Source organism: Mesorhizobium sp. B2-4-19 (assembly GCF_006441315.1).
In the GTDB taxonomy this organism is placed as follows: domain Bacteria; phylum Pseudomonadota; class Alphaproteobacteria; order Rhizobiales; family Rhizobiaceae; genus Mesorhizobium.
This window is the reverse complement of record NZ_VFUV01000011.1, coordinates 1-22761: the sequence shown is the minus strand read 5'-3', so window position 1 is coordinate 22761 and position 22761 is coordinate 1. Positions and strand designations below refer to the sequence as shown.

Below are 22761 nucleotides of genomic sequence, written 5' to 3'. Positions count from 1 at the left end.
TTCAGGGCTAGGCCACAGGCCATTAACCGAAACGATTTCAATGCGCGTACCGGCAGGGAAATGATTGATCGCGACCCTCTGCCCCGGCCAAAAAACTTCAGACGCGTTAACAAATTCATTAAACTTTAAACAGTTGCGGAACACAACTGGAACAGATAGTGTTTGTTCTGGGTTTGTTTTTCGATTCTGATTCACCCTTCGTTCAATGCCTTGGGGGCCGCCATGCTGACACGCAAGCAACATGAACTGCTGATGTTCATTCATGAACGGCTCAAGGAAAGCGGCATTCCGCCGTCCTTCGACGAGATGAAGGAAGCGCTCGATCTCGCCTCCAAGTCGGGCATCCATCGCCTGATCACGGCACTGGAGGAACGCGGCTTCATCCGCCGGCTGCCCAACCGGGCGCGGGCGCTGGAAGTGCTGCGGCTGCCGGATTCGATCGCGCCCGGCCTTAACGCGGCAAAGAAATTCTCGCCAAGCGTCATCCAGGGCAGTCTCGGCCAGGGCGGTCTTGGCCGCCAAATCAAGCCGGCGCAGTCGCGCTTGCCTGCGGCCGGCAATGATGATGATGCGGTTTCCGCCGTGTCGATCCCGGTGATGGGCCGCATCGCTGCCGGTGTGCCGATCGATGCCATCCAGCACCAGACGCATTCGATCTCGGTGCCGCCGGATATGATCATGGGTGGCGAGCACTATGCGCTGGAGGTCAAGGGCGACTCGATGATCGACGCCGGCATCTTCGACGGCGACACGGTCATCATCCGCAACGCCGACACGGCGAGCCCGGGCGAGATCATCGTGGCGCTGGTGGATGAGGAGGAAGCAACCCTGAAACGGTTCCGCCGCAAGGGCGCCTCGATCGCCCTTGAAGCCGCCAATCCTGCCTACGAGACGCGCATTTTCGGGCCAGACAGGGTCAAGGTGCAAGGCAAACTTGTCGGACTGATCCGGCGCTACTGAGCAGGAACGGCCGTCTTTTCGGGTTTTTGATAGGGCGCCAGCCCCCTCGCCTCACGCGAAAATTTTCGCTGCTCGTGCCAAGGCCGATACGGCCCGTCCACCGCGAAGCTGACGGTTGGCGGACCGGTTGCCGATTGGCGGTCGAAGAACACGGCGGCACTGCCTTTGCGGGCAAGTTGCCGTTTGGTGACAACAAGAACCAGCGGATTGTGGCAGGCGTCATAGCCCGTCGCGTCATTGACGACGATCAGGTCGGCGAAACCGCAGGCTTTCCAGGTATTCTTGCGGTCTTCGACATGCGCAATGATCGCACCCGACGGGTGCCGGGCAAGACAGACGCCATCCGTGCAGTAGAACGGTGCTCCCGGCGGCAGATTGACGGCATCGGCAATGTCGAATTGCCCGTCCGCCCTGTCGAACATCTCCGGCACGACGATGGTTTCGGACACCAGCGCGCGTTTCCAATTGTCGACGGTGAACTCGCTCGGGCGAGTCCGGCTGACCGCGAGTTCTCCACCGCCGATCGGCAACGCCACCAACCGCGCATCTTCGGAAATCAGCACATCCGGGGTGCGCGTATCCGATATTGTCAGCAGGCCGGCAAGCGCGAATGGCACTGCCGCGAGCCGCAGCCAGGTCGTCGCCATCGTCGCGATGACCAGGGCGATGGTCACCAGCAGCACGGATTGCTGCGAGATCAGCCCGACCGCATCGACCGGGGAGCGTTCCGATATCCACGCCGATATGGCGATCATTGCGGTCAGGCCCTTGCCCATCACGTAAAGGAAGGGACCGTCGGCACCAAAGGGCATCGCAAGAGAACTGAGAACAGCGAAAGGCATGACAATCAGTGACACGATCGGCATGACGGCCAGATTGGCGAACAGGCTGAGCGGCGACACACGCTGGAAATGCCAGATGGCAAACAGCGCCGTGGCGCAGCCGGCGATGATGGAGGTCATCGCCAGCCCGCCCGTCGCCAGCAGGAATTTTCGCGTGAGAGAACCCGGCAGAGTTCGCTTTGGCGGTGGCGGTCTTGCCTCTCCTGCGTGGTGATCCGCCCAGCCGGCATAGGCGCCGACCAGCGCGGCGGTCGCGGCGAACGACATCTGGAAGCTTGGGCCGACAACCTCATGCGGCGACACCACAATGACGGCGATCGCCGAGATGGCGAGGTTGCGCATGGTCAGTGCCGCGCGATCGAATAGGACGGCGATAAGCATCACCGCCAGCATGATGAAGCTGCGCTCGGCGGCAACGACGACACCGGAAATGACGAGATAGGCGGCGATCGAGAACAGGGCGGCGGCGGCGGCGTATTTCTTCACCGGCCGACGCGCGGAAAAGTCCGGAAACAGCGCGAAGGCACCGCGCAGCAGCCCCATGATGGTACCGGCGACCAGCGCCATATGCAGTCCGGAAATGGAGATGATGTGATAGATGCCGGTGCGCCGCATCGCCTCGTTGATTTCATCGGGAATGCCGGCCCGCACGCCGACGATCAGCGCCGCCGCGATCTCACCCTCGGCACCGCCAACCCTGGCCCTGATGTGGTCGGCAATGGCTTGACGAGCATTTTCTATCCCCGAGAAAAGGCGGGCCGTGAGCGGCACCTCGTCGTCCATGGCTGAGACAAGCTTTGGATTGCCGAGAAAGAAGCCGCTGCCGCCAATACCGGCGAAATAGCTGTCGAAGGAGAAATCGTAACTGTCCGGCCGCACCGGGCCGGTCGGCGGCAACAGTTTAGCGTAGCCGGTGACCATGGAGCCGGCGGTCATTTCCGCCGGGATATCCCGCGCCGAAAGCCTGACCCTTTCCGGCGCATAGCGCAGTTTCGGCCGTGCGGTCGACGTCACGTCGATGGTCAGCCGGATGCGGCCGGTCTCCATCCGGTCGAGCGAAACGACGCGGCCGGTCACTTGCGTCGAGATTTCCGAACCCAGCATCTGGGTGCTCGCCCGCCATGTCTCGACCTTGGCGACAAGCAGGCCAAGCGCGCACAACAATGCCGCCATGAAGCCCAGATGGGTTTTCGGCCAGGAGCGCGAAACAAGCGCACAGACCGCCATCAGCACGACGACCGCGACAGGCTTTGCAAAATCAGGCTCCGCCGCGAGCGAATAATAGCCGATCGCTCCAGCGGCCAGACAAACCGGCACCAGCAGGAAGGCGATGCCCCGGTCAAGCTCGAGCTCGGCTGCCGTCGCCGCACTATGGCGCAGGCGAGGCCAGGAAACCCGGGCGAGTCGCCGCCGGACACGCACAATCCGGCCTGACGCAGGCGGCGGAGGTATCGGCGGCATATCTGCCCGCGGCGATTGACCATCGGAGCCCGGCACCAGAGGCGATAGCGGCTGCGAGACTGGCGGCGCAATCGCAAACAGGGACCGTTCGCTGACGCCAACACCAGCGTCCTCGCCCTGTTCCGAGCCCCGGCCTCGTCCAGCCATCGGGTCTGCCCCTTGCACCCCTGACGCCCTATGCTACATGAACGCGCGACGCGCGAAAGTCCGCGCAGCCGCACCCCGCTTCAGATGGTTTCCGAGAGTTTCATGTCCGACAAGGTCGTCACCCGTTTTGCCCCCTCGCCCACCGGCTATCTGCACATCGGCGGCGCGCGCACGGCGCTGTTCAACTGGCTCTATGCCAAGCACACCAGCGGCACGATGCTGCTGCGCATCGAAGACACCGATCGCGAGCGTTCGACCGCCGCCGCGACGGCCGCCATCCTCGACGGCCTCACCTGGCTCGGCTTGACCTGGGACGGCGCCGCAGTCTCGCAATTCGAGCGCGCGCCGCGCCACCGCGAGGTCGCCGAAGAACTCGTTCGCTTGGGCAAGGCCTATTACAGCTACGAAACGCCGGCCGAGCTCGAAGCGATGCGCGAGGCAGCACGGGCCAAGGGCCTGCCGCCGCGCTACAACGGCCAGTGGCGCGACCGCGCCCACTCGGAGGCGCCTGCGGGCGTCAAGGGCGCCATCCGCATCAAGGCGCCCACCGAAGGCGAGACGATCGTCCATGACCGCGTCCAGGGCGAGGTGCGTTTCCCCAACAAGGATCTCGACGACTTCATCATCCTGCGTTCGGACGGCAACCCGACCTACATGCATGCCGTCGTCGTCGATGATCACGACATGGGTGTCACGCACATCATCCGCGGCGACGACCACCTGACCAATGCCGCCCGCCAGACCGTGATCTACAACGCCATGGGCTGGGACGTGCCGTCCATGTCGCACATCCCGCTGATCCATGGCGCCGATGGCGCCAAGCTGTCGAAGCGCCATGGCGCGCTCGGCGTCGAAGCCTATCGGGCCATGGGCTACCTGCCGGAGGCACTGCTCAACTACCTGGCGCGCCTGGGCTGGAGTCATGGCGATGACGAGATCATGTCGATCAAGGACATGATCTCGTGGTTCGATATCGGCGACGTCAACAAGGGCGCTGCCCGCTTCGATTTCGCCAAGCTGGAAGCCATCAACGGCGCGCATATGCGACGCATGGCCGACGCGGAGCTGTTGGACATCTTCATCGCCACCCTGCCCTATCTCGAGGGCGGCCCGGCGATGGCCGCGCGCCTCAACGAACACAGCAAGGCACAGTTGCTGGCGGCCCTTCCGGGCCTGAAGGAGCGCGCCAAGACGCTGGTCGAGCTCGTCGATGGCGCGGCCTATCTGTTCGCCACGCGCCCGCTGCCGGTCGACGAGAAGGCGGCCCTCCTGCTCAATGACGGTGCCCGCAAGATCCTGCGCGGCGCTCACGAAGCTTTGAATGCGCTGTCGAGCGACTGGACGGCGGCCGAGGCGGAAGCCGCGATCCGCGACTATGCGCTGGCCGGTGGCCACAAGCTTGGCGCCGTGGCCCAACCGTTGCGGGCCGCGCTGACCGGCAAAAGCACCTCGCCCGGCGTGTTCGACGTGCTTGCCGTGCTTGGGCGCGAGGAAAGCCTGGCGCGCATAGCGGATCAAATCGATTAGGAGCAAACTGGCCCAAGAAGATTGGCATTGAAAGGCGCGTTTCGCAGTGCAACATTAGGCCTTGGCCCAATCTGGCACGCACCTCCTAAAATGCGGTGGCGAATACGCGCATTGCGGTGATTTCGACGTGTCGCTCTGCAGAATTTGCCCTTGCCGGCATGAGGAAACAACAAGGAGTTTGCAATGACCGAAGCTGCGAAAAAACTGGATATGGGCGGCGCGAACCAAGAAGCTACCGCAACGCTTCAATTCGCCGGCAAGACCCATGAATTCAAGGTGCGAAGCGGCTCCGTCGGACCCGACGTCATCGACATCGCCTCGCTCTACAGCACGACCGGCGCCTTCACCTACGACCCCGGCTTCACTTCGACGGCAAGCTGCGAGTCCGAGATCACCTTCATCGACGGCGATGCCGGTATTCTCCTGCACCGCGGCTATCCGATCGACCAGTTGGCGGAACACGGCGACTTCCTCGAAGTCTGCTATCTCCTGCTCTACGGCGAACTGCCGACCAAGGCGCAGAAGGACGATTTCGACTATCGCGTGACGCGGCACACGATGGTGCACGAGCAGATGTCGCGCTTCTTCACCGGCTTCCGCCGCGACGCGCATCCGATGGCGGTGATGTGCGGCGTGGTCGGCGCGCTGTCGGCCTTCTATCACGACTCCACCGACATCTCGGACCCGTACCAGCGCATGGTGGCGTCGATGCGTCTGATCGCCAAGATGCCGACGATTGCGGCCATGGCCTACAAGTACCACATCGGCCAGCCCTTCATTTACCCGAAGAACGATCTCGGTTTCGCGGCAAACTTCCTGCATATGTGCTTCGCCGTGCCGTGCGAGGAGTACAAGATCAACCCGGTGCTGGCGCGCGCCATGGAGCGCATATTCATCCTGCACGCCGATCACGAGCAGAATGCCTCGACCTCGACGGTTCGCCTCGCCGGCTCTTCGGGCGCCAACCCGTTCGCCTGCATCGCCGCCGGCATCGCTTGCCTGTGGGGCCCGGCCCATGGCGGCGCCAATGAAGCGGCGCTGAACATGCTGGGCGAGATCGGCCATGTCGATCACATCCCGGAGTTCATCGCCCGCGCCAAGGACAAGGACGACCCGTTCCGCCTGATGGGCTTTGGCCACCGCGTCTACAAGAACTACGATCCTCGAGCGAAAATCATGCAGAAGACCGCGCACGAGGTGCTGGGCGAACTCGGCATCAAGGACGATCCGCTGCTCGACATCGCCATGGAACTGGAAAAGATCGCGCTGACCGATCCCTATTTCATCGAGAAGAAGCTCTATCCGAATGTCGACTTCTATTCCGGCATCACGCTGAAGGCGCTGGGCTTCCCCACCACCATGTTCACCGTGCTGTTCGCGGTCGCCCGCACCGTCGGCTGGATCGCGCAGTGGAAGGAGATGATCGAGGATCCGCGCCAGAAGATCGGCCGCCCGCGCCAGCTCTACACCGGTGCGCCGGAGCGCGACTACGTGCCGATCGCCAAGCGCTGACCGAAGCTGTCCAGATCATAAAAAGGCGCCTCTCAGGGCGCCTTTTTTATATGGTTTATATGGCGCAGCACCACGCCCGCCGCGATCTCACCCGATGGCTTGTCCGTCGCCATGCGCCGAGCGATCTCGGCAAAGCCGTCCTTCTGCCAGGCGCGCATGCCGCTGTCGGCGAACAACGCTTCCAGTTGGCGAGCCAGATTGTTCGGCTTGACGTACTCGTTGTAGAACTCCGGGATAAGGGCGCGATCCGAGATGAGATTTGGCAGCAGCGCCGACCAGACCGACACAAGATACGGCGCAACGGCACGGGCGACCGGATCGAGCCTGTAGGACGACACCATCGGCACACCAGCCAAAGCCAGTTCCAGCGATACGGTTCCCGATGCGATCAGCGCGGCGTCGGCCTTGCCGAAAGCCTGCCATTTGCGTTGCGGATCAACGATGATTTCGGGTTTTTCATCCCAACAGTTGACCGAGGATTTGACGAGATCGGCGACATGCGGAACCGTCGGTAGCAGCAGTCGCAGCCGATGCCCGCGCGCGCGCAGCATCGACACGGTCTCGCCGAATGGTTCGATCAGCCGCCGTACCTCGCCGCGCCGCGAGCCCGGCAGGACGAGCAATGTCTTGATCCGGTCCTGGGCAAGATCGCGCGGCAAGGCCTGCGCCTTCTGGGCGGCAAGAACGCCCCCATCATGCGTCAGGCGATGCCCGACATAGGTGCCCGGCGGGCCGTCCAGCCGGCCGAGTTCCTTCACCTCGAACGGCAGGATGCAGAGGATATGGTCGACATAGGGCTTCATCGCCACCGCCCTGCCCGGCCGCCAGGCCCAGACGCTCGGGCAGACATAGTGGATGATCGGTATCGACGGATTGGCCGCCCGTACCTTCCTGGCGACGCGCAAGGAAAAGTCCGGACTGTCGATGGTGACCAGGCAGTCCGGCTTTTCCTCGGCGATGGTTTTGGCCAGTTGACCGATCCGCCTGATGAGACGCGGCAGATCGCGCAGGACGGCACTGAAACCCATCAGCGCGATCTCACCGGCATCAAAGGGCGACACTAGGCCCAATTCGCCGAGATGCCGGCCGCCGAGGCCAACAAGCCGCACCTCGCGGCCGGTTGCCTGCCGGAGCGAGCGCACGATGTCGGCGCCAAGCAGGTCACCCGATTCCTCGCCGGCGACGATCGCGATCTTCAGCGCCTTGTCAGCCATGCGCGGGCTCCGCTACGGCCAGGCCGACGATGAACAGGCCAAATTCATTGGCACGCGACAGAGTGGCGGGGCCTTCGAGGATCAGCGAGCGCCCCGCTTCGACGGCAATGCCGGCAAGCCCCGCCGCATGGGCCGCTTCGACCGTCTGCGGCCCGATGGACGGAAGGTCCGCGCGCAGTTCCTGGCCAGGCTTGGCGCATTTGACCAGGACGCCGCGGGTCTTGCCGGCGATGCGGCCGTGGCCACGCAGCAGTTTGGCGCGGTCGAGCAATCCGGCCGTACCCTCGATGCCCTCGAGCGCGATGGCCCGGCCGCCGACCGCGATCGCCGCCTGGCCGATATCCAGCGCCCCGATGGCCTTCGCCGCCGCAAAGCCTGCCTCGATGTCGCGCCAATCCGATTTCTGCGGCGCCGCTTTGGTCAAGACGCCTTCGGCGGCGACCAGGCTCGGCACGATCTCGTGGGCGCCCATGACCTTTATCCCGCGGGCCTCGAGACCGCGCGCCACCACCTTCAACAGGCCATCGTCGCCACGCGCCAGCGCCATGACGACAATTGGTATCACAGCCAGCAGACTGAGGCTCGGGCGCAGATGCGTCAGCCTTGGCCGGCGCTTGATCTCGCCGGCAAGCACCAGATGGGTAATTCTGTGGCGTTTGAGCAAAGGAATAAGCGAGCCGATCGCCTCAAGGGCCAGGGTCTCATGCTCGTACCGGCACAATTCCGGCAGACGGTCGGCTTCGCCTTCCATGAGGACGACGAAGGGCAGATAACCTTGCCCGGCCGAGCCGGCCGCGACTTCGACCGGAAGACTGCCGCCGCCTGCGATGATGCCGACCCTGGCATCTGGCGGGAGATCAAGACCGGCGGAAGCGGCCTCAGTCTTCATCGTCGGTATCGTCGCCATCGTTGCCTTTTAGCGATGGCACTGCATAGTGCCGCTTGCCGCGACTGCCGACGAAGTCGACGATCTTCATGGCGGTCGGCGAAGAGGCGAACTCGGCCTTGGCGAATTCGATGTTCTCGCCGACGGTGCGGGAGCGGTCGAAAATCGTCCTATAGGCTTTGCGCAACAGATAGATTTCGGAACGCGGCAGACCGGCGCGCTTGAGGCCAACGATGTTCAAACCGCGCAAGCTGGCGCGGTTGCCGACGGCAATGGCATAGGGAATGACGTCACCAACGAAGGCCGAGCACCCGCCAAGAAAAGCATTGTCGCCGACGCGCACGAATTGATGAACGGCACTGAGGCCGCCTATATAGACGTTGTCGCCAATCTCGCAGTGGCCGCCCAGCGTCGCGCCATTGGCGAAGGTGGCGTTCTTGCCGACAACGCAATCATGGGCGATGTGGGCGTAGGCAAGGAAATTGCCATTGTCGCCCACTGTCGTTTCGCCGCGGCTGGTGTCGGTGCCGACATGCATCGTGACGCCTTCGCGGATGGTGCAGTTGGCGCCGATGACCAGCGTCGTGCGGCCGCCCTTGTGTTTGGTGTTCTGCGGCGGTGCGCCCAATGTCGCCATCGGATAGACCTTGGTCGAGGCGCCGATGGTGGTCGCGCCCATGACGGAGACATGGCTGACCAGTTCGACACCATCGCCGATCACGGCATCGGCGCTGATGTGGCAAAACGGCCCTATGCGCACACCCTGACCGATTTGAGCGCCCTCTTCCACGACGGAGGAAGGATGGATTGAAGTCTTGATTTTCATAAGCACTCGATCGTCAGTCGCCGGTGACCATCATGGCTGAAATCTCGGCCTCGGCCGCCTTGGTGCCATCGACCAGGGCTTCGCAGGCGAATTTGAGCAGGTTGCCGCGCTTCTTGATTTTCTTGACGTGAATCTTCAACTGGTCGCCGGGAACGACCGGTTTGCGGAATTTGGCGTTGTCGATGGTCAGGAAATAGACCAGCGACGGCTTCGACGCCCCTAGGCTGCGGATGCAGATGGCGCCTGCCGTCTGCGCCATGGCCTCGACGATCAGCACGCCCGGCATCACCGGCTGCTCCGGAAAATGTCCCTGAAAATGCGGCTCGTTGATGGTGACGTTCTTGATGCCGACGGCGGAATCGTCGCCATCGATGTCGACGATGCGGTCGATCATCAGAAAGGGATAGCGGTGCGGCAGGAGCTTCATCAGCCCCAGTATGTCGACCGCTTCCAGCGTCGTCGCCGCCACCATATCAGCCATTGTCCTTGCCCTGCTTGCGTGCCCTGGCCATCGTGCGCAACATGGCTATCTCCCGCATGGCTTCCGCCATCGGCTGTGCCGGATAACCGCCCCAGATCTCGCCGGCGGGAACATTGCTCATAAATCCACTTCTGGCGGCAAGCTTGGCCCCTGAGCCGATGGTCAAGTGATCCGCGAGCCCGACGCCGCCGCCCATCGTAACGTTGTCACCCACGATCACGGAACCGGAAATACCTGAAAGCCCGGCCACTATGCAATTGCGGCCGATGCGGACGTTATGGGCGATCTGCACGAGATTGTCGATCTTGGTGCCCTGACCGATGACCGTATCGGACATGGCGCCGCGATCGACGGTGGAATTGGAGCCGATCTCGACATCATCCTGGATGACGACCCGTCCGATCTGGGGAACGCGTTCCGGACCCTTGGCACCGCCGACAAAGCCGAAGCCGTCCTGGCCGATCCTGGCGCCGCCATGGATGATGACCCGATTGCCGATCAGCGCATACTGGATGCTGGCGCCCGGGCCGACATAGCCGTCACGGCCGATCTGGCAGGATTGTCCAATGACCGCGTTTGGCGCGATGACGGTGCCCTTGCCGATCGAGACGCCTGGCCCGATGACCACACCGGCCTCGATAATGGCGCCGGCTTCGACATGCGCGGTCGGATCGATATGGGCATGCGGTGAAACGCCGGTTTCGCCGGTCATCGGCCCCGGCGTGGCAGCTGTCGGGAACAGCAGGCGCCCAACCAGCGCGAATGCCTGTTGCGGACGCGGATGGATCAAAACGGCGACGCCGGCCGGCGCCTTGTTGGCGAATTCCGCCGGACACAGCACTGCGGCCGCCCGCAATGACGGCATCAGCGCGGAATTGCGCCTGCCGTCGACAAAGACGAGCGCATTGGCCCCGCCTTCGTGGGCCGGCGCCAGCGCCTCGATCGAAACGTCGGATTGGCCGGAATCGACAAGCACCGAGCCGGTCAGATTCGCGACTTCGGCCGCCGTATACCGGCGTGATGGCGCGAAGAACACCGGATCGGTCATTCCAGAAGCTATATCCAGCTAGGTCGGAACATTTCTCCCGGATCCAAAAATCCGGGAGCATCGTTGGCCGCCGATCAGAAGCGGGTCGATATGCCGAAGTTGAATTCCTGCACGTCGTCGCTCGCTTCCTTCCTGACCGGGATCGCATAGTCGATACGGATCGGACCGAACGGCGAGGCCCACATCAGGCCGACACCGACCGAAGCGCGCAATTTCATGCGGGTCGAATCCTGATCGACCAGTGTCTGATCCGCAATCTTGTTGCCGTAGAGCGTCGCCGCGTCGGCGAACACCGCGCCACGCAGGCCGAAGCTCTCGGGAACGACCGGCAGCGGGAACTGGGCTTCGGCCGAGGCGTTGAAATAGGTCGTGCCGCCCAGATGGTCGCCAACACCGGCGGAGTCGACCGGGCCGATACCGCCATAGGCAAAGCCGCGGATCATGCGGTCGGTGCTCTGGAACTGATCGAAGATGCGCAGACCACCTTCGTTGCCGTAACCCTCGACGTGGCCCGCGCCACCTGAAATGAGGCCGACTAGGTCGAGCTGCTCGGACAGCGTCTGATAGACGCTGCCGCGACCGGTGATCTTCACGAACTTGGCATCGCCGCCGACACCCGCGACCTCCACGGTCGTGTTGGCGTAGATACCCTCATGCGGGTTCTTCATGTCGTCGATGGTGTTGTAAACCAGCCCAAGGCTGATAGACGACTTGATCCACGGGCTTTGCGCGATGCCATCCAGGATGGCTGGCGAAATCGTACAGGCGCCGTCTGGATCTGCGACGCTGGTAGGGCCGCAACTGTTGTCGACCTTATACTTCTCCTGAGAGATATTATACGCCAGCTGGGTCGTGATGCTGTTGGTGATCGGCAGCCCGAAGCGAACCGTCGCACCTATGGTATCGCTGTCATAGTTGTTGTTGTATTCCCTCGTCGACTTGTAGATGTCGAAGCCGGCGGCGATGCGCCGTCCGAGGAAATACGGCTCGGTGAACGAGACGGCATAGTCACGCGAATTCTTGCCGCCACCCGCCGACAGCTTGATGAACTGGCCGCGACCGAGGAAGTTGCGCTCGGTGATCGATCCTTCGACGGACGGGCCTGCCGAGTCACCGCCGGTCGAATAGCCGGCACCAACGGAGAATTCACCGGTCGACTTCTCGACCACGTCGACCACCAGCACGACCTGATCGGGCTGCGAGCCGGGCACCGTCGAGATTTCGACCTTGTCAAAATAATTCAGGTCTTCAAGGCGTTTCTTCGCGCGCTGGATGAGCACCTGGTTAAACGCATCGCCTTCGCTGACATCGAACTCGCGGCGGATGACATAGTCACGCGTGCGGTCATTGCCGCGGATCTCGATGCGCTCGATATAGGCCTTGGTGCCCTGGTCGACCGTATAGACCACCGAAATCGTATGGTTCTCGAAATTGCGGTCGCCGCGCGGCGTCACCTGCGCGAAGGCATAGCCTGAACCGGCCACCTTCTCGGTGAGAGCGATGATGGAGTCCTCGACATCCTTGGCGTTGTAGACATCGCCCTTGTGGGTCTCGACCACAGATTCCAGCGACTTGGAGTCGACTTCCGGGATCGTGCTTTCGACGCTGATATCGCCGAAATTATAGCGCTCGCCTTCCTGGACGGTGATGGTGACCGTGTATTTGTTCGTCGCATTGTCGAGTTCGCCGACGGCCGACACGACCTGGAAATCGGCGTAGCCGTGATTGTAGTAGAAGCGGCGCAGCAGCTCCTGGTCGGCGCGCAACTTGTCCTCGTCATAGACGTCGTCGCGCAGGATGAACGACACCCAGGACGAACGCTTGGTGTTGATCACGTCCGACAGACGGCGGCTCGAATAGGCGCTGTTGCCGACGAAATTGATCGCCGCGATCTGCGTACGGTCGCCTTCGGTGATGTGGAACACCACGTTCACGCGGTTGTCGCCGAGTTCCATGACCTGCGTGGTCACGCCGGCATCATCGCGGCCAATGCGCCTATAAGCGGCCTTCACGGCCTCGACGTCGGAATCGAGCGTCGCCTGCGAAAATGTGCCACGCGGCTTCAGCTGAACCGCCGCCTCAAGCGCATTGTCCTTGAGCTTCTTGTTGCCCTGGAACAGCACCTGGTTGACGACCTTGTATTCGGCAACCTTGACCACCAGCGTCGAGCCGACCTGATTGATCTGGACGTCCGAGAACAGGCCGGTGCCGAACAGCGCCTTGACGGCCGCGTCCACATCGGAACTGGAGAAGGTCTTGCCGGGCTTGATGGTGATGTAGTTGCGAATGGTATCGGCGTCGACACGCTGGTTGCCGCTCACCTCGACCCTGCTGACGACAGCGGCCTCAGCCGCCGATGTGGCAACGAATTGTACTGCGAGCGCACCTGGCACGACCAGAGCGGCGGACAGTGCCGCCGCTGACGCGGCGCTCAGAAACTTGGATGCTGCCTTCATCGGGCTTAATAACCTTTTCTCGTAGTCCCCACGGCGAGAAAACCGGACGTGCGGTAATTTCCCCTACCGTATTAACCGGATTTTCCCTACACGCAAGGCTTCTGGTTAATTTGTATTTACTTAACCCTGGTGCGTGGCTTTCGCGTCACTCATATCCCCGTGCATGGTAAACGGCGTCTCAACATCGACCATGCCAAAGCCAAATTTCTTCATGATTTCAGCATCCAAACAGATCGTTCCAGAATACGAAGCCCATGAAGCACAAGACCAGGAGCAGACCGGCCCGATAGGCCATTTCCATCATCCGTTCCGACACCGGCCGGCGAATGACGGCCTCCACCCCGTAGAACAACAGATGGCCGCCGTCGAGGGGGGGAATCGGCAAAAGGTTTAGAATACCTATGCCAATCGAGAGCAGCGCGACGAGTTGCACGAGCCATTCGAAACCGAGTTTCGCAGCCTTGCCGGCCATGTCCGCGATCTTGACGGGACCGCCCAATTGGCACTTGTCCTCGCGCCCGACGGCGAAACGCTGCAAGAACTGGCCGGTGCGTTGGATGACGTGGCCTGTTTCCTCAACTGCCGCCGCAACCGCCCCGACCGGTGTGTAGGTCATGAGACGCGGCTGACCGAGTTCCTTGTTGTTGACGACGCCGATCACGGCGACCTTGACCTTGTTGCCGAGCGCGTCTTGCTGCTCCATCAACTGCGGCGTCGCGGTCACCGTGACTTCCTTGCCGTCGCGCAGCATGACAAAGGTGATGGTATCGCCGGCGCGGCCCGAGACCAGCCGCTGCACATCGCCAAAGGTTTCGACCTTGCTGCCGTCGACACTGACGAATCGATCGCCAGGCTGAATGCCGGCCTTTGCCGCCGGACTGTCCGCCGTGACTTCCGCCACCATGGGCTCTGCGACATAACGCCCATAGGACGCAAACAGCACGGAGAAGACGACGATCGCCAGCAGGAAATTGAACAGGGGCCCGGCCACCACGGTCGCCGCACGCTTCCAGATGGCCTGTGTGTGGAAGGCGACCTTGCGCTCCGCGTCGGTCAGCGTTTCGAGCTCTTGCGAGGTGGGCTGGCTGGAGGTGGCGTTCATGTCGCCGACAAATTTGACATAGCCGCCAAGCGGTATGGCGCAAAGCTTCCAGCGCGTGCCATGCCGGTCGTTGAAGCCGATGAGTTCAGGACCGAAGCCGATCGAGAAGGCCCTGACCCCGATGCCGCACCAGCGGCCGACGAGGTAGTGGCCCATCTCGTGGACGAACACGACCACGGTCAGCACGAAGAGAAACGGCACGAGCGTGCCGAGAAAAAAGCTTTCGGTGCTGAAAAACGCGTGAAGAATCCCGTTCAACTCATGCCCTCAAATTCTTCCGCTGTCGCGGTGACTGTGACATCAATCCAGGCGAATCCAAGGCACGCCCGCACCAGATCGTGAAACGACACCGTTCAAATCGGAAATAGCCCCTGCGCCGGATGATCGGCGCCCGCCGAAATCCAGCCAATGACGTATAGGGCAAGAGCCGCCGCGACAAGCCCGTCGACACGGTCCATGACACCGCCATGGCCTGGAATGAGCACGCCCGAATCCTTGCGGCCATGCCGCCGTTTGACCCAGGATTCGAACAGGTCTCCAGCCTGAGCGATAATCGAAAGCACAAGCGCCGCGAGGCCAAGCAAGGCCAGATTGCCGGCACCGGCGGCTGCTGCCAGCATGACCCCGGCGACAACGCCACCGACCGCGCCGCCGACCGCGCCGCTGCGCGTCTTGCCGGGCGAAATCGACGGCGCCAGCTTGGGACCACCGACGGCGCGCCCGACGAAATAGGCAAAAATGTCGGTCGCCCAGACGACCGCGAACAGAAACAGGATGGCGACGAGGCCCGGATGGTCGCCATCACGCAGCAACGCAAGCGACAGGCCGGACACGCTGGCATAGGCAAGACCGCTTGCCTCCCACTGCCCGGCCTTGCGAACCAGGGCGGCAGTCGCCGTAACGGCGATCAGAAACGCGACGAGCAGCAGCAGCCACGATGCGGCGAGCCCGGCGATCAAGGCGCCGATGAAAACGACGAACAGCGCCTCGGGCAGGAAGCCCAGCCCATTGGCCGCGGCTGGCCGCGACATGCGTGTCCACTCGTGGAAGATCATCGCCGACATGGCCGCGCACAGCAGTCGGAATGGCAGGCCACCAAGCCAGGTCAGGCCAAGGGCGATAACGGCAAGCACGACCGCTGAAATGACGCGGAGCTGAAGGTTGCTCATCCCGCGGCCGGTCGCGAAGCGACGTCTTGCGGGCCCAATCCGCCGAAACGGCGTTCGCGGCCGGCAAATTCGCGCAACGCCTCGGCAAGGTGTTCGCGGCCGAAGTCAGGCCAATAGCAAGGCAGGAAGACGAGCTCGCTGTAAGCGGCCTGCCACAAGAGGAAGTTGGACAGGCGAAGCTCGCCGCTGGTGCGTATGACCAGTTCCGGATCGGGTATGCCTTGCGTGTCGAGACAGCCGGCAAAGCTCTCTGCGGTGATCGATTCGGCGTCGATTTCGCCGCGCGCCGCGGCCAAGGCAAGCTTGCGCGCCGTGCGGACGATCTCGTCGCGCCCGCCATAATTGAAGGCGATTACCAGCGTCAGGGACTCGTTACGGGCGGTCAGCGATTCTGCCTCTTCGAGCAACCCTCGGATGTCGGCCTGCAGCCCTGTCCTGTCGCCTATGATCCTGACGCGCACGCCGCTCTGGTGCAGTTCGGCGAGATCACGGCGGATGAACAGCTTCAACAGCCCCATCAGGTCGCTGACCTCGGCCTTCGGCCGCGACCAGTTCTCCGACGAGAACGCATAGACGGTCAGGAAGGAGATGCCGAGATCGGGCGCCGCGCGCACCGTCTTGCGCAATGCTTCGACCCCGGCGCGATGACCGGCAAGCCTCGGCATGCCGCGCGCCTTGGCCCAGCGTCCATTTCCATCCATGATGATCGCGACATGCGCGGGCGTTGTCATAATCTCGCTTTCGGGCCAGCCGGCGGCCGCCAACCCTAAACCTGCATGATTTCAGCTTCCTTGTCGGAAAGCAGATGATCGATGGTGCTGATCGTTTCGTCTGTAAGCTTCTGGACCTGATCCGAACGCTTGCGCTGATCATCCTCGCTGATGACGCCGTCCTTCTCGGCCTTCTTCAGGAAGTCCATGCCGTCGCGGCGCACATGGCGCGCGGCGACACGCGCATTCTCGGCATAGCCGTGCGAGATCTTGACCAGTTCCTTGCGGCGCTGCTCGTTGAGCTCCGGCAGCGGAATCCTCAGATTGGTGCCGTCGACGATGGGGTTGAAGCCCAGATTGGATTCGCGGATGGCGCGGTCGACGGCGCCGACCATCGACTTGTCCCAGATCGACACCGAGATCATGCGCGGCTCCGGCACCGTGACGTTGGCGACCTGGTTGATCGGCATGGTGGTGCCATAGGCCTGCACCTGGATGGCATCGAGCAGATTGCTTGAGGCGCGGCCGGTCCGCAGCGAAGCCAAATCATGCTTGAACGCGGCGATTGCCCCATCCATGCGCCGCTTTAGATCGTCGTACTCACCACTCATCTTAGTCTCCTCGACCCGTCTGCCGCGGGTTCACTGCCTCGGGGCAAGGCCCCGTTCGAGCCTGATTTTCGAAAAGCCGGTCTCCCTTTCCAGGGATCAGGCTCCGGATCAACCGTCGGCGACGACCGTGCAGCGGCCGCCGCCCCTCAGAATATCGCCGAAACCACCTTTTTCGTGGATCGAATAGACGATTATCGGAATGTTGTTTTCGCGCGCAAGTGCAATCGCAGCCGTATCCATGATGGAAAGGCCTCGATTTATGACTTCGGCATGGCTGATGCGCTCGAAACGCGTCGCATTCGGATCCTTTTTCGGGTCGGCCGAATAGACGCCATCGACCTGCGTGCCCTTGAACAGCGCATCGGCGCCGATTTCGGCCGCGCGCAGTGCCGCCGCCGAATCAGTGGTGAAGAACGGATTGCCCGTGCCGCCGGCAAAGATCACGACCTTGCCCTGGTTCATGTAGGCGGTGGCCTGGCGCTGCGAAAAGCTTTCGCACAACTCCGGCATGGCGATCGCGGACAGCACCACGGCGTCGACGCCGATCTTGTTCAGCGAGGTGCGCAGCGCCAGCGAGTTGATGACCGTGGCAAGCATGCCCATGTGGTCGCCGGTAACGCGGTCTCCGCCCTTGGAGGCGACGGCCACACCACGGAAGATATTGCCGCCGCCGATGACGACGCCGACCTCGATGCCCAGCGCTCGGGCCTCGGCGATGTCGGCGGCGATGCGATCCACGACCGAGACATCGATGCCGAAATGCTGTTCGCCCATCAACGCTTCGCCCGACGCTTTCAGCAAGACACGTCGGTAGAGGGGCTTCACCGTCATCTGGTCCTCGTCATTTTTCATGTGGTCGCGCCTGGGCTGGCCGCCCTCGCCCAGGCGCCGCGCCCCAACATTGGCATGATGCCGAGTTCCGATACACGAAGGGCGCCGCGATGTCACGCGGCGCCCGACCGGCAAATTGGTGGCCAGCTGCGGGATCGATCAGTCGGTCGACACGCTGGCCGGCTCGCCCTCGACAAGCACCGGCGATGCGTAGCCGGAGGGCTTGTCGCCGGTTGCCGCACCACCGGTGACGCGTGCCTGTATCTGCGATCCGAAATAGGAATAGGGGAACGGCGCCGGCGTTCTGCTGACCGCATCCAGCCGGTCGCGAAGCCCTGCCGGAATCTCGAAATCCAGCGCGCCAAGATTGTCCTTGATCTGGGCAAGCGTCGTCGCACCGAGGATGACGGTGGCGATCCCCGGCTGCGTCGCCACCCAGTTGAGCGCGACCTGCGGCATGCTGCAGCCGAGTTCGGATGCGACCTTTTCGAGTTCGGCCACGATGGCCCAGTTGCGCTCCGTGAATTTCTGGAATCCCGGATGCGTCGAATTGCGGAACCCGTCAAGCCGGCCCACATTTCCGGCCTGGGCGGGCCGATACTTGCCGCTGAGCAGCCCGCTGGCGAGCGGGCTCCAGACCATGATGCCGGCGCCATGGCGCGTGCCGAAAGGTACAAACTCGTTCTCGATCGAGCGCTCGGCCAGGGAATATTCGAGCTGCAGGGCCGAAACCGGCTCATATCCGCGCAGCTCGGCGATCGCCTGTGCCCGTCCCGCATACCAGGCCGGCACATCGGACAGGCCGACATGGCGAATTTTCCCCGCACGCACGAGATCATCCAGCGAGCGCATGACCTCCTCGGCCGGCGTCAGCCTGTCCCACACATGCATGAGATAGAGGTCTATATAGTCGGTGCCCAGCCGCTTCAGCGAAGCATCGACCGCGCGCATGATGTTCTTGCGGCCGTTGCCGCCGGCATTCGGATTGCCCGGCTGCATGTTCATGGTGAACTTGCTGGCGATCACCGCAGTGTCGCGCAAGCCCCGCTCGGCGATGAATTCGCCAAGCCAGGCTTCAGCCGTGCCGCCGGTGTAGAGGTCCGCCGTGTCGAAGAAATTGCCGCCCGCCTCGACATAGGCGTCGAACATCGCGCGGGCTGTCTCCCTGTCGGCTCCCCAGCCCCATTCCTTGCCGAAAGTCATCGTGCCGAGCGCCAGCCGGCTGACCCTGAGGCCGCTATTGCCGAGTGTGTAATAGGTCATGGTCATGATCGTTTTCCAATACTTGCTGGTGAAAGCTGTGGCCTCACAGGCCTGGGGTCGCCTTGACCCAAGGATTGCCGCGCTCATGCGTCATGCGGAACGTGAAGCCGTCCACCTTCCAGCCGGAGGAGGAGCGCGTCAGGTGATGCTCATAGGTGCCCCAGACTTCCCAAAGCGGGTCGCCATTGCCTTCCATCCGGTTCCAGGCATAGCCATTCGAACGGACGGTCGCCGTGTCCGCCTCGAGAACGACCTGATGATTGGTACGAAGATGCAGGCTTGTCTTCGAGCCCTTGAGATTGCCGGCCCAGGCACCGATCAGGTCGTCGGAGGCGATGTTGGCCGCCGGCTGCCCGGACAGGCTGCTGAAATCGGCGATGACCCGATCCGCGAAGTAGCTGCGCGCCAGTTTCCAGTCCTGCGCGTCGACGGCGCGGTCGATGCCGTCGGCGATGCGGATGACCGCGCGTTCGTCCGCGAGCGCCTGCCAGCCGGAAGGTTCGGCCCCGCCGGCATCGACCGGCGCCAGCGCCATGCCTGCCGCGAACGTAACGTGCTTCAATGCATTCATGTCTCTTCTCCTTGATACCATCGGCCGATTGCCGTGGGCGCCGACGTGTTGGCGACAATGTGGATCACCGCGTTGGCATCGATAAGATTGCATTGTCTGCAAAGACCATGCGATATCGTGCATGAATGGATCGGGATCTCCTCACGCATCTGCCTGTCATCGTGGCCGTTGCCCGGCGTGGCGGCTTCGCGCTTGCCGCGGCCGAACTCGGCATGAGCCCGTCAGCGGTCAGCCATGCGGTGCGCCTCGTTGAGGAGCGCGTCGGGCAGCCCTTGTTCGCGCGCACGACGCGCAGCGTTTCGCTGACCGAGGCCGGCAAGGCGCTGGTGGAGACCGCGGCCCCTGCCCTTCAGGATATTGGCGAGCGGATCGATCGGATCCGCAGCGTCAAGGGCAGGCCGTCCGGCCTGCTCAGGATCAACGCCTCCACCATCGCGATTCCGTTGGCGGTGACGCCTGTCGTCGCGGCAATGGCCGAGCGTTATCCGGACGTCACGGTGGAGATTTTCGCCGACCAGGGGCTGGTCGACATCGTCGGCGAAGGCTTTGACGCCGGCATCCGGCTGGGCGAGATGATCGCGCAGGACATGGTGGCCGTGCGGCTCACACCTCCGTTCAAAACCGTCATCGTCGCCTCTCCCGCCTATATCGGGCGCCGCGGCCGTCCGCGCAGCGTCGCCGATCTCGCCAACCACAATTGCATCGGCTACCGGCTTGTCCGCTCCGGTGCCCTCTATCGCTGGGATTTGACCGAAGACGGCAAGGATGTCGTGATGCAGACCGGCGGTACGGTCATCGTCACGGATTCGCTCGCGGCGATTGACCTGGCGCTAGCCGGAGTGGGCCTTGCCTACATGTTCGAACCGCTGGCGCGCGCCGATCTTGCGGCCGGCCGCCTGGTGCAGGTCCTGCCGCAATCGGCAATCGAGGAACCCGGCCTTTTCCTCTATTTCCCGCGCCGTGCGGCGATGGCGCCGAAACTGCGGGCCTTTATCGACACCGCACAAGAAATCGGCCGGACATCCCTGCGGGCATCCGGCCGAAAAACGCTTTCGGAATAAAGCGGTAGGAAGTTTACTTCTTGACCGCCGCCGCGACTTCCGCCGCGAAGTCGGTCTCTTCCTTCTCGATGCCCTCGCCGAGCGCGAAGCGCAAATAGGCGGTGATCTTGGCCGGCGCGCCGATTTCCTTCTCGGCATCCTTCAGCGCCTTCTCGACGGTGATGTCGGGATTGAGCACGAAGGCCTGCTTCAGGAGCACGACTTCCTCGTAGAACTTGCGCATGCGGCCCTCGACCATCTTTTCGATGATCGCTTCCGGCTTTCCGGACTGGCGTGCCTGATCGGAGAAGATCGCCTTCTCACGTTCGACCGCTGCCGGATCGATCTGCTCCGCCGTCAACGCCATCGGGTTGGTGGCGGCGACATGCATGGCGACCTGACGGCCAAAAGCGTTGGCGGCATGCTCATTGCCGGTGGTTTCGATCGCAACCAGCACGCCGAGCTTGCCGAGGCCGTCGGCAACCGCGTTGTGGACATAGGTCGCAACCGCGCCGTGCGGAACCGTCAGCTTGGCCGAGCGGCGGAAGCCCAGATTCTCGCCAATGGTGCCGACCGCATCCTTGATGGTGTCGGTGACGGACTTGTCGGAACCCGGATACTTCGCGGCAGCGACGGCTTCCGTCGTGCCGTAGGCGAGAGCAACCTTGGCAACGTTGGCGACGATCTCCTGGAACGCGGCGTTGCGGGCGACGAAGTCGGTCTCGGAATTGACCTCGACGACGGCAGCTTCGCGCACGCCGGCGTCGACGCCGATCAGACCCTCGGCCGCGGTGCGGCCGGCCTTCTTGTCGGCCTTGGAAATGCCCTTCTTGCGCAGCCAGTCGACGGCTTCTTCCATGTTGCCGTTGGTCTCGTTCAACGCCGCCTTGCAGTCCATCATGCCCGCGCCGGTCAAGTCGCGGAGTTCTTTGACCTGTGCAGCCGAAATGCTCATTGTCGCCTCTTTGTTTTAAATGCACCGACGCACCACCGGTACTCGATGATGCGTCCGTTTAGCGTGCCAAAATATTAGAAAGATGAAGGCCGGAACCGGCCCTCGCCGTTTTACGCCTGAGGGGTCTCGGTCGACGGAGCCGGATCGAGCGCCGGCTCGACCGGGGCTTCAACCGAAGCGCCGATATCGACGCCGAGCGCGCCCTGCTGACGGGCGATGCCGTCGATCGCAGCCTTGGCGATCAAGTCGCAATAGAGCTGGATGGCGCGGGCCGCGTCGTCATTGCCGGGGATCGGGAAGTCGATCTTGTCCGGATCGCAGTTCGAATCGATGATGGCGACGACCGGAATGCCGAGACGCTTGGCCTCGAGGATGGCGATCGCTTCCTTGTTGGTGTCGATCACGAACATCAGGTCAGGGGTCGAGCCCATGTCCTTGATGCCGCCCAGAGCCTTGTCGAGCTTCTCGCGCTCGCGGTCGAGGTTCAGGCGCTCCTTCTTGGTGAGGCCCTGGGCCTCGCCGGCCAGCATCTCGTCGAGCTTGCGCAGGCGCTGGATCGAATTCGAGATCGTCTTCCAGTTGGTCAGCATGCCGCCGAGCCAACGCGAATTGACATAGTACTGAGCCGAACGCTGCGCCGCATCGGCGACGATGTCAGAGGCCTGGCGCTTGGTGCCGACAAACAGCACGCGGCCGCCCTTGGCGACGGTGTCGGAAACCTGCTTCAGCGCCTGGTGCAGCAAAGGCACCGTCTGCGAGAGGTCGATGATGTGGATGTTGTTGCGGGCGCCATAGATGTAGGGCGCCATCTTCGGATTCCAGCGGTGGGTCTGGTGGCCGAAGTGAATGCCAGCTTCCAAAAGCTGGCGCATGCTGAAATCAGGCAGAGCCATTCTCATTTTCCTTTCCGGTTAGCCTCCACGGACACAGGCATTTTTGGACGATGTCCTCTAACGCCACCGGAGGTTTCAGCCGGATTTCTCCCGGGCAGACACCAAAGTCCGTGTGTGGAATGAGCGCGCATATAGAGGGGAAGCGCGACAAACGCAAGCGGGGCAGCGTTTTACCTGTCGTAAGCACATGAGTTGTCCGGATTAGGTAGCACATGAGTTGTCCGGTTTTATCGCCAGCCAATGGAGGCTGGGGATG

Annotated in this window: 20 protein-coding genes; 4 read left to right on the top strand and 16 right to left on the bottom strand. The window is 62.8% G+C overall.

Translation table 11 applies throughout. The features are described from left to right. Positions 1-222: 222 nt before the first annotated feature. Positions 223-960, top strand: a complete 738-nt coding sequence (gene lexA, locus FJ546_RS19045) for a transcriptional repressor LexA (protein WP_140890738.1) — start codon at positions 223-225, stop codon at positions 958-960. Here the strand turns inward: lexA and FJ546_RS19040 are convergent. Next, entirely contained in the window at positions 954-3410 is a 2457-nt protein-coding gene (locus FJ546_RS19040; protein ID WP_140890737.1) for a ComEC/Rec2 family competence protein, read from the bottom strand. The two genes, lexA and FJ546_RS19040, sit on opposite strands and share 7 nt — an antisense overlap. 102 nt (positions 3411-3512) lie before the next feature. On the opposite strand from FJ546_RS19040, the gene gltX reads away from it, so the two are divergent. Together gltX and gltA are read left to right on the top strand one after the other, a co-directional pair. Next, on the top strand, positions 3513-4937 hold the full coding sequence (gene gltX / locus FJ546_RS19035) for a glutamate--tRNA ligase (protein WP_140890736.1): 1425 nt from the start codon (positions 3513-3515) through the stop codon (positions 4935-4937). A 183-nt stretch (positions 4938-5120) separates the two neighbouring features. After that, positions 5121-6449, top strand: coding sequence for a citrate synthase (gene gltA / locus FJ546_RS19030; protein ID WP_140890735.1), 1329 nt, complete (start codon positions 5121-5123; stop codon positions 6447-6449). 32 nt (positions 6450-6481) lie between these two features. On the opposite strand, the gene lpxB is transcribed toward gltA, so the two are convergent. The 13 genes from lpxB to FJ546_RS18965 form a co-directional block, all read right to left on the bottom strand. Continuing rightward, positions 6482-7663: a lipid-A-disaccharide synthase gene (lpxB, locus tag FJ546_RS19025; protein WP_140890734.1), complete on the bottom strand. Its 1182-nt coding sequence runs from the start codon at positions 7661-7663 to the stop codon at positions 6482-6484. Then, complete coding sequence (locus FJ546_RS19020; protein ID WP_140890733.1) at positions 7656-8570, bottom strand: LpxI family protein; 915 nt, start codon at positions 8568-8570, stop codon at positions 7656-7658. The genes lpxB and FJ546_RS19020 overlap by 8 nt, the downstream gene beginning before the upstream one ends. Next, positions 8542-9375: an acyl-ACP--UDP-N-acetylglucosamine O-acyltransferase gene (gene lpxA / locus FJ546_RS19015; protein ID WP_140890732.1), complete on the bottom strand. Its 834-nt coding sequence runs from the start codon at positions 9373-9375 to the stop codon at positions 8542-8544. The genes FJ546_RS19020 and lpxA overlap by 29 nt, the downstream gene beginning before the upstream one ends. Positions 9376-9388: 13 nt before the next feature. After that, positions 9389-9856, bottom strand: coding sequence for a 3-hydroxyacyl-ACP dehydratase FabZ (gene fabZ / locus FJ546_RS19010; protein WP_020628878.1), 468 nt, complete (start codon positions 9854-9856; stop codon positions 9389-9391). Further along, the gene (lpxD, locus tag FJ546_RS19005; protein WP_140890731.1) at positions 9849-10904 is read right to left on the bottom strand and encodes a UDP-3-O-(3-hydroxymyristoyl)glucosamine N-acyltransferase; all 1056 of its coding nucleotides are present in this window, start codon (positions 10902-10904) and stop codon (positions 9849-9851) included. Before lpxD ends, fabZ begins: the two co-directional genes overlap by 8 nt. Before the next feature lie 74 nt (positions 10905-10978). Continuing rightward, a complete protein-coding gene (bamA, locus tag FJ546_RS19000) occupies positions 10979-13360 on the bottom strand; it encodes an outer membrane protein assembly factor BamA (protein WP_140890730.1) in 2382 nt (793 codons plus the stop codon). A 217-nt stretch (positions 13361-13577) separates the two neighbouring features. Beyond that, a complete protein-coding gene (gene rseP / locus FJ546_RS18995) occupies positions 13578-14720 on the bottom strand; it encodes an RIP metalloprotease RseP (RefSeq protein WP_140890729.1) in 1143 nt (380 codons plus the stop codon). Between the two features lie 95 nt (positions 14721-14815). Further along, complete coding sequence (locus FJ546_RS18990) at positions 14816-15631, bottom strand: phosphatidate cytidylyltransferase (protein ID WP_140890728.1); 816 nt, start codon at positions 15629-15631, stop codon at positions 14816-14818. Further along, complete coding sequence (locus FJ546_RS18985; protein WP_281405652.1) at positions 15628-16395, bottom strand: isoprenyl transferase; 768 nt, start codon at positions 16393-16395, stop codon at positions 15628-15630. Before FJ546_RS18985 ends, FJ546_RS18990 begins: the two co-directional genes overlap by 4 nt. Before the next feature lie 2 nt (positions 16396-16397). Continuing rightward, the gene (gene frr / locus FJ546_RS18980; protein WP_010909550.1) at positions 16398-16952 is read right to left on the bottom strand and encodes a ribosome recycling factor; all 555 of its coding nucleotides are present in this window, start codon (positions 16950-16952) and stop codon (positions 16398-16400) included. 108 nt (positions 16953-17060) lie between these two features. Beyond that, positions 17061-17783 (bottom strand): UMP kinase, encoded by a 723-nt coding sequence (gene pyrH / locus FJ546_RS18975; RefSeq protein WP_095774470.1) that lies wholly within the window; start codon positions 17781-17783, stop codon positions 17061-17063. Between the two features lie 159 nt (positions 17784-17942). Further along, positions 17943-19052, bottom strand: a complete 1110-nt coding sequence (locus tag FJ546_RS18970; RefSeq protein WP_140890726.1) for an aldo/keto reductase — start codon at positions 19050-19052, stop codon at positions 17943-17945. 37 nt (positions 19053-19089) lie between these two features. Continuing rightward, positions 19090-19617, bottom strand: a complete 528-nt coding sequence (locus FJ546_RS18965; protein ID WP_140890725.1) for a nuclear transport factor 2 family protein — start codon at positions 19615-19617, stop codon at positions 19090-19092. Positions 19618-19742: 125 nt separating this feature from the next. Between FJ546_RS18965 and FJ546_RS18960 the strand changes: the two genes are divergently transcribed. Further along, positions 19743-20678, top strand: a complete 936-nt coding sequence (locus FJ546_RS18960; RefSeq protein ID WP_140890724.1) for a LysR family transcriptional regulator — start codon at positions 19743-19745, stop codon at positions 20676-20678. 13 nt (positions 20679-20691) lie between these two features. On the opposite strand, the gene tsf is transcribed toward FJ546_RS18960, so the two are convergent. Continuing rightward, positions 20692-21612, bottom strand: coding sequence for a translation elongation factor Ts (gene tsf / locus FJ546_RS18955; RefSeq protein ID WP_010909555.1), 921 nt, complete (start codon positions 21610-21612; stop codon positions 20692-20694). A 110-nt stretch (positions 21613-21722) separates the two neighbouring features. Beyond that, positions 21723-22505 carry a 30S ribosomal protein S2 gene (gene rpsB / locus FJ546_RS18950; RefSeq protein WP_019858207.1) on the bottom strand — a complete coding sequence of 261 codons (783 nt, stop codon included), beginning with the start codon at positions 22503-22505 and terminating at the stop codon, positions 21723-21725. Between the last annotated feature and the right edge of the window lie 256 nt (positions 22506-22761).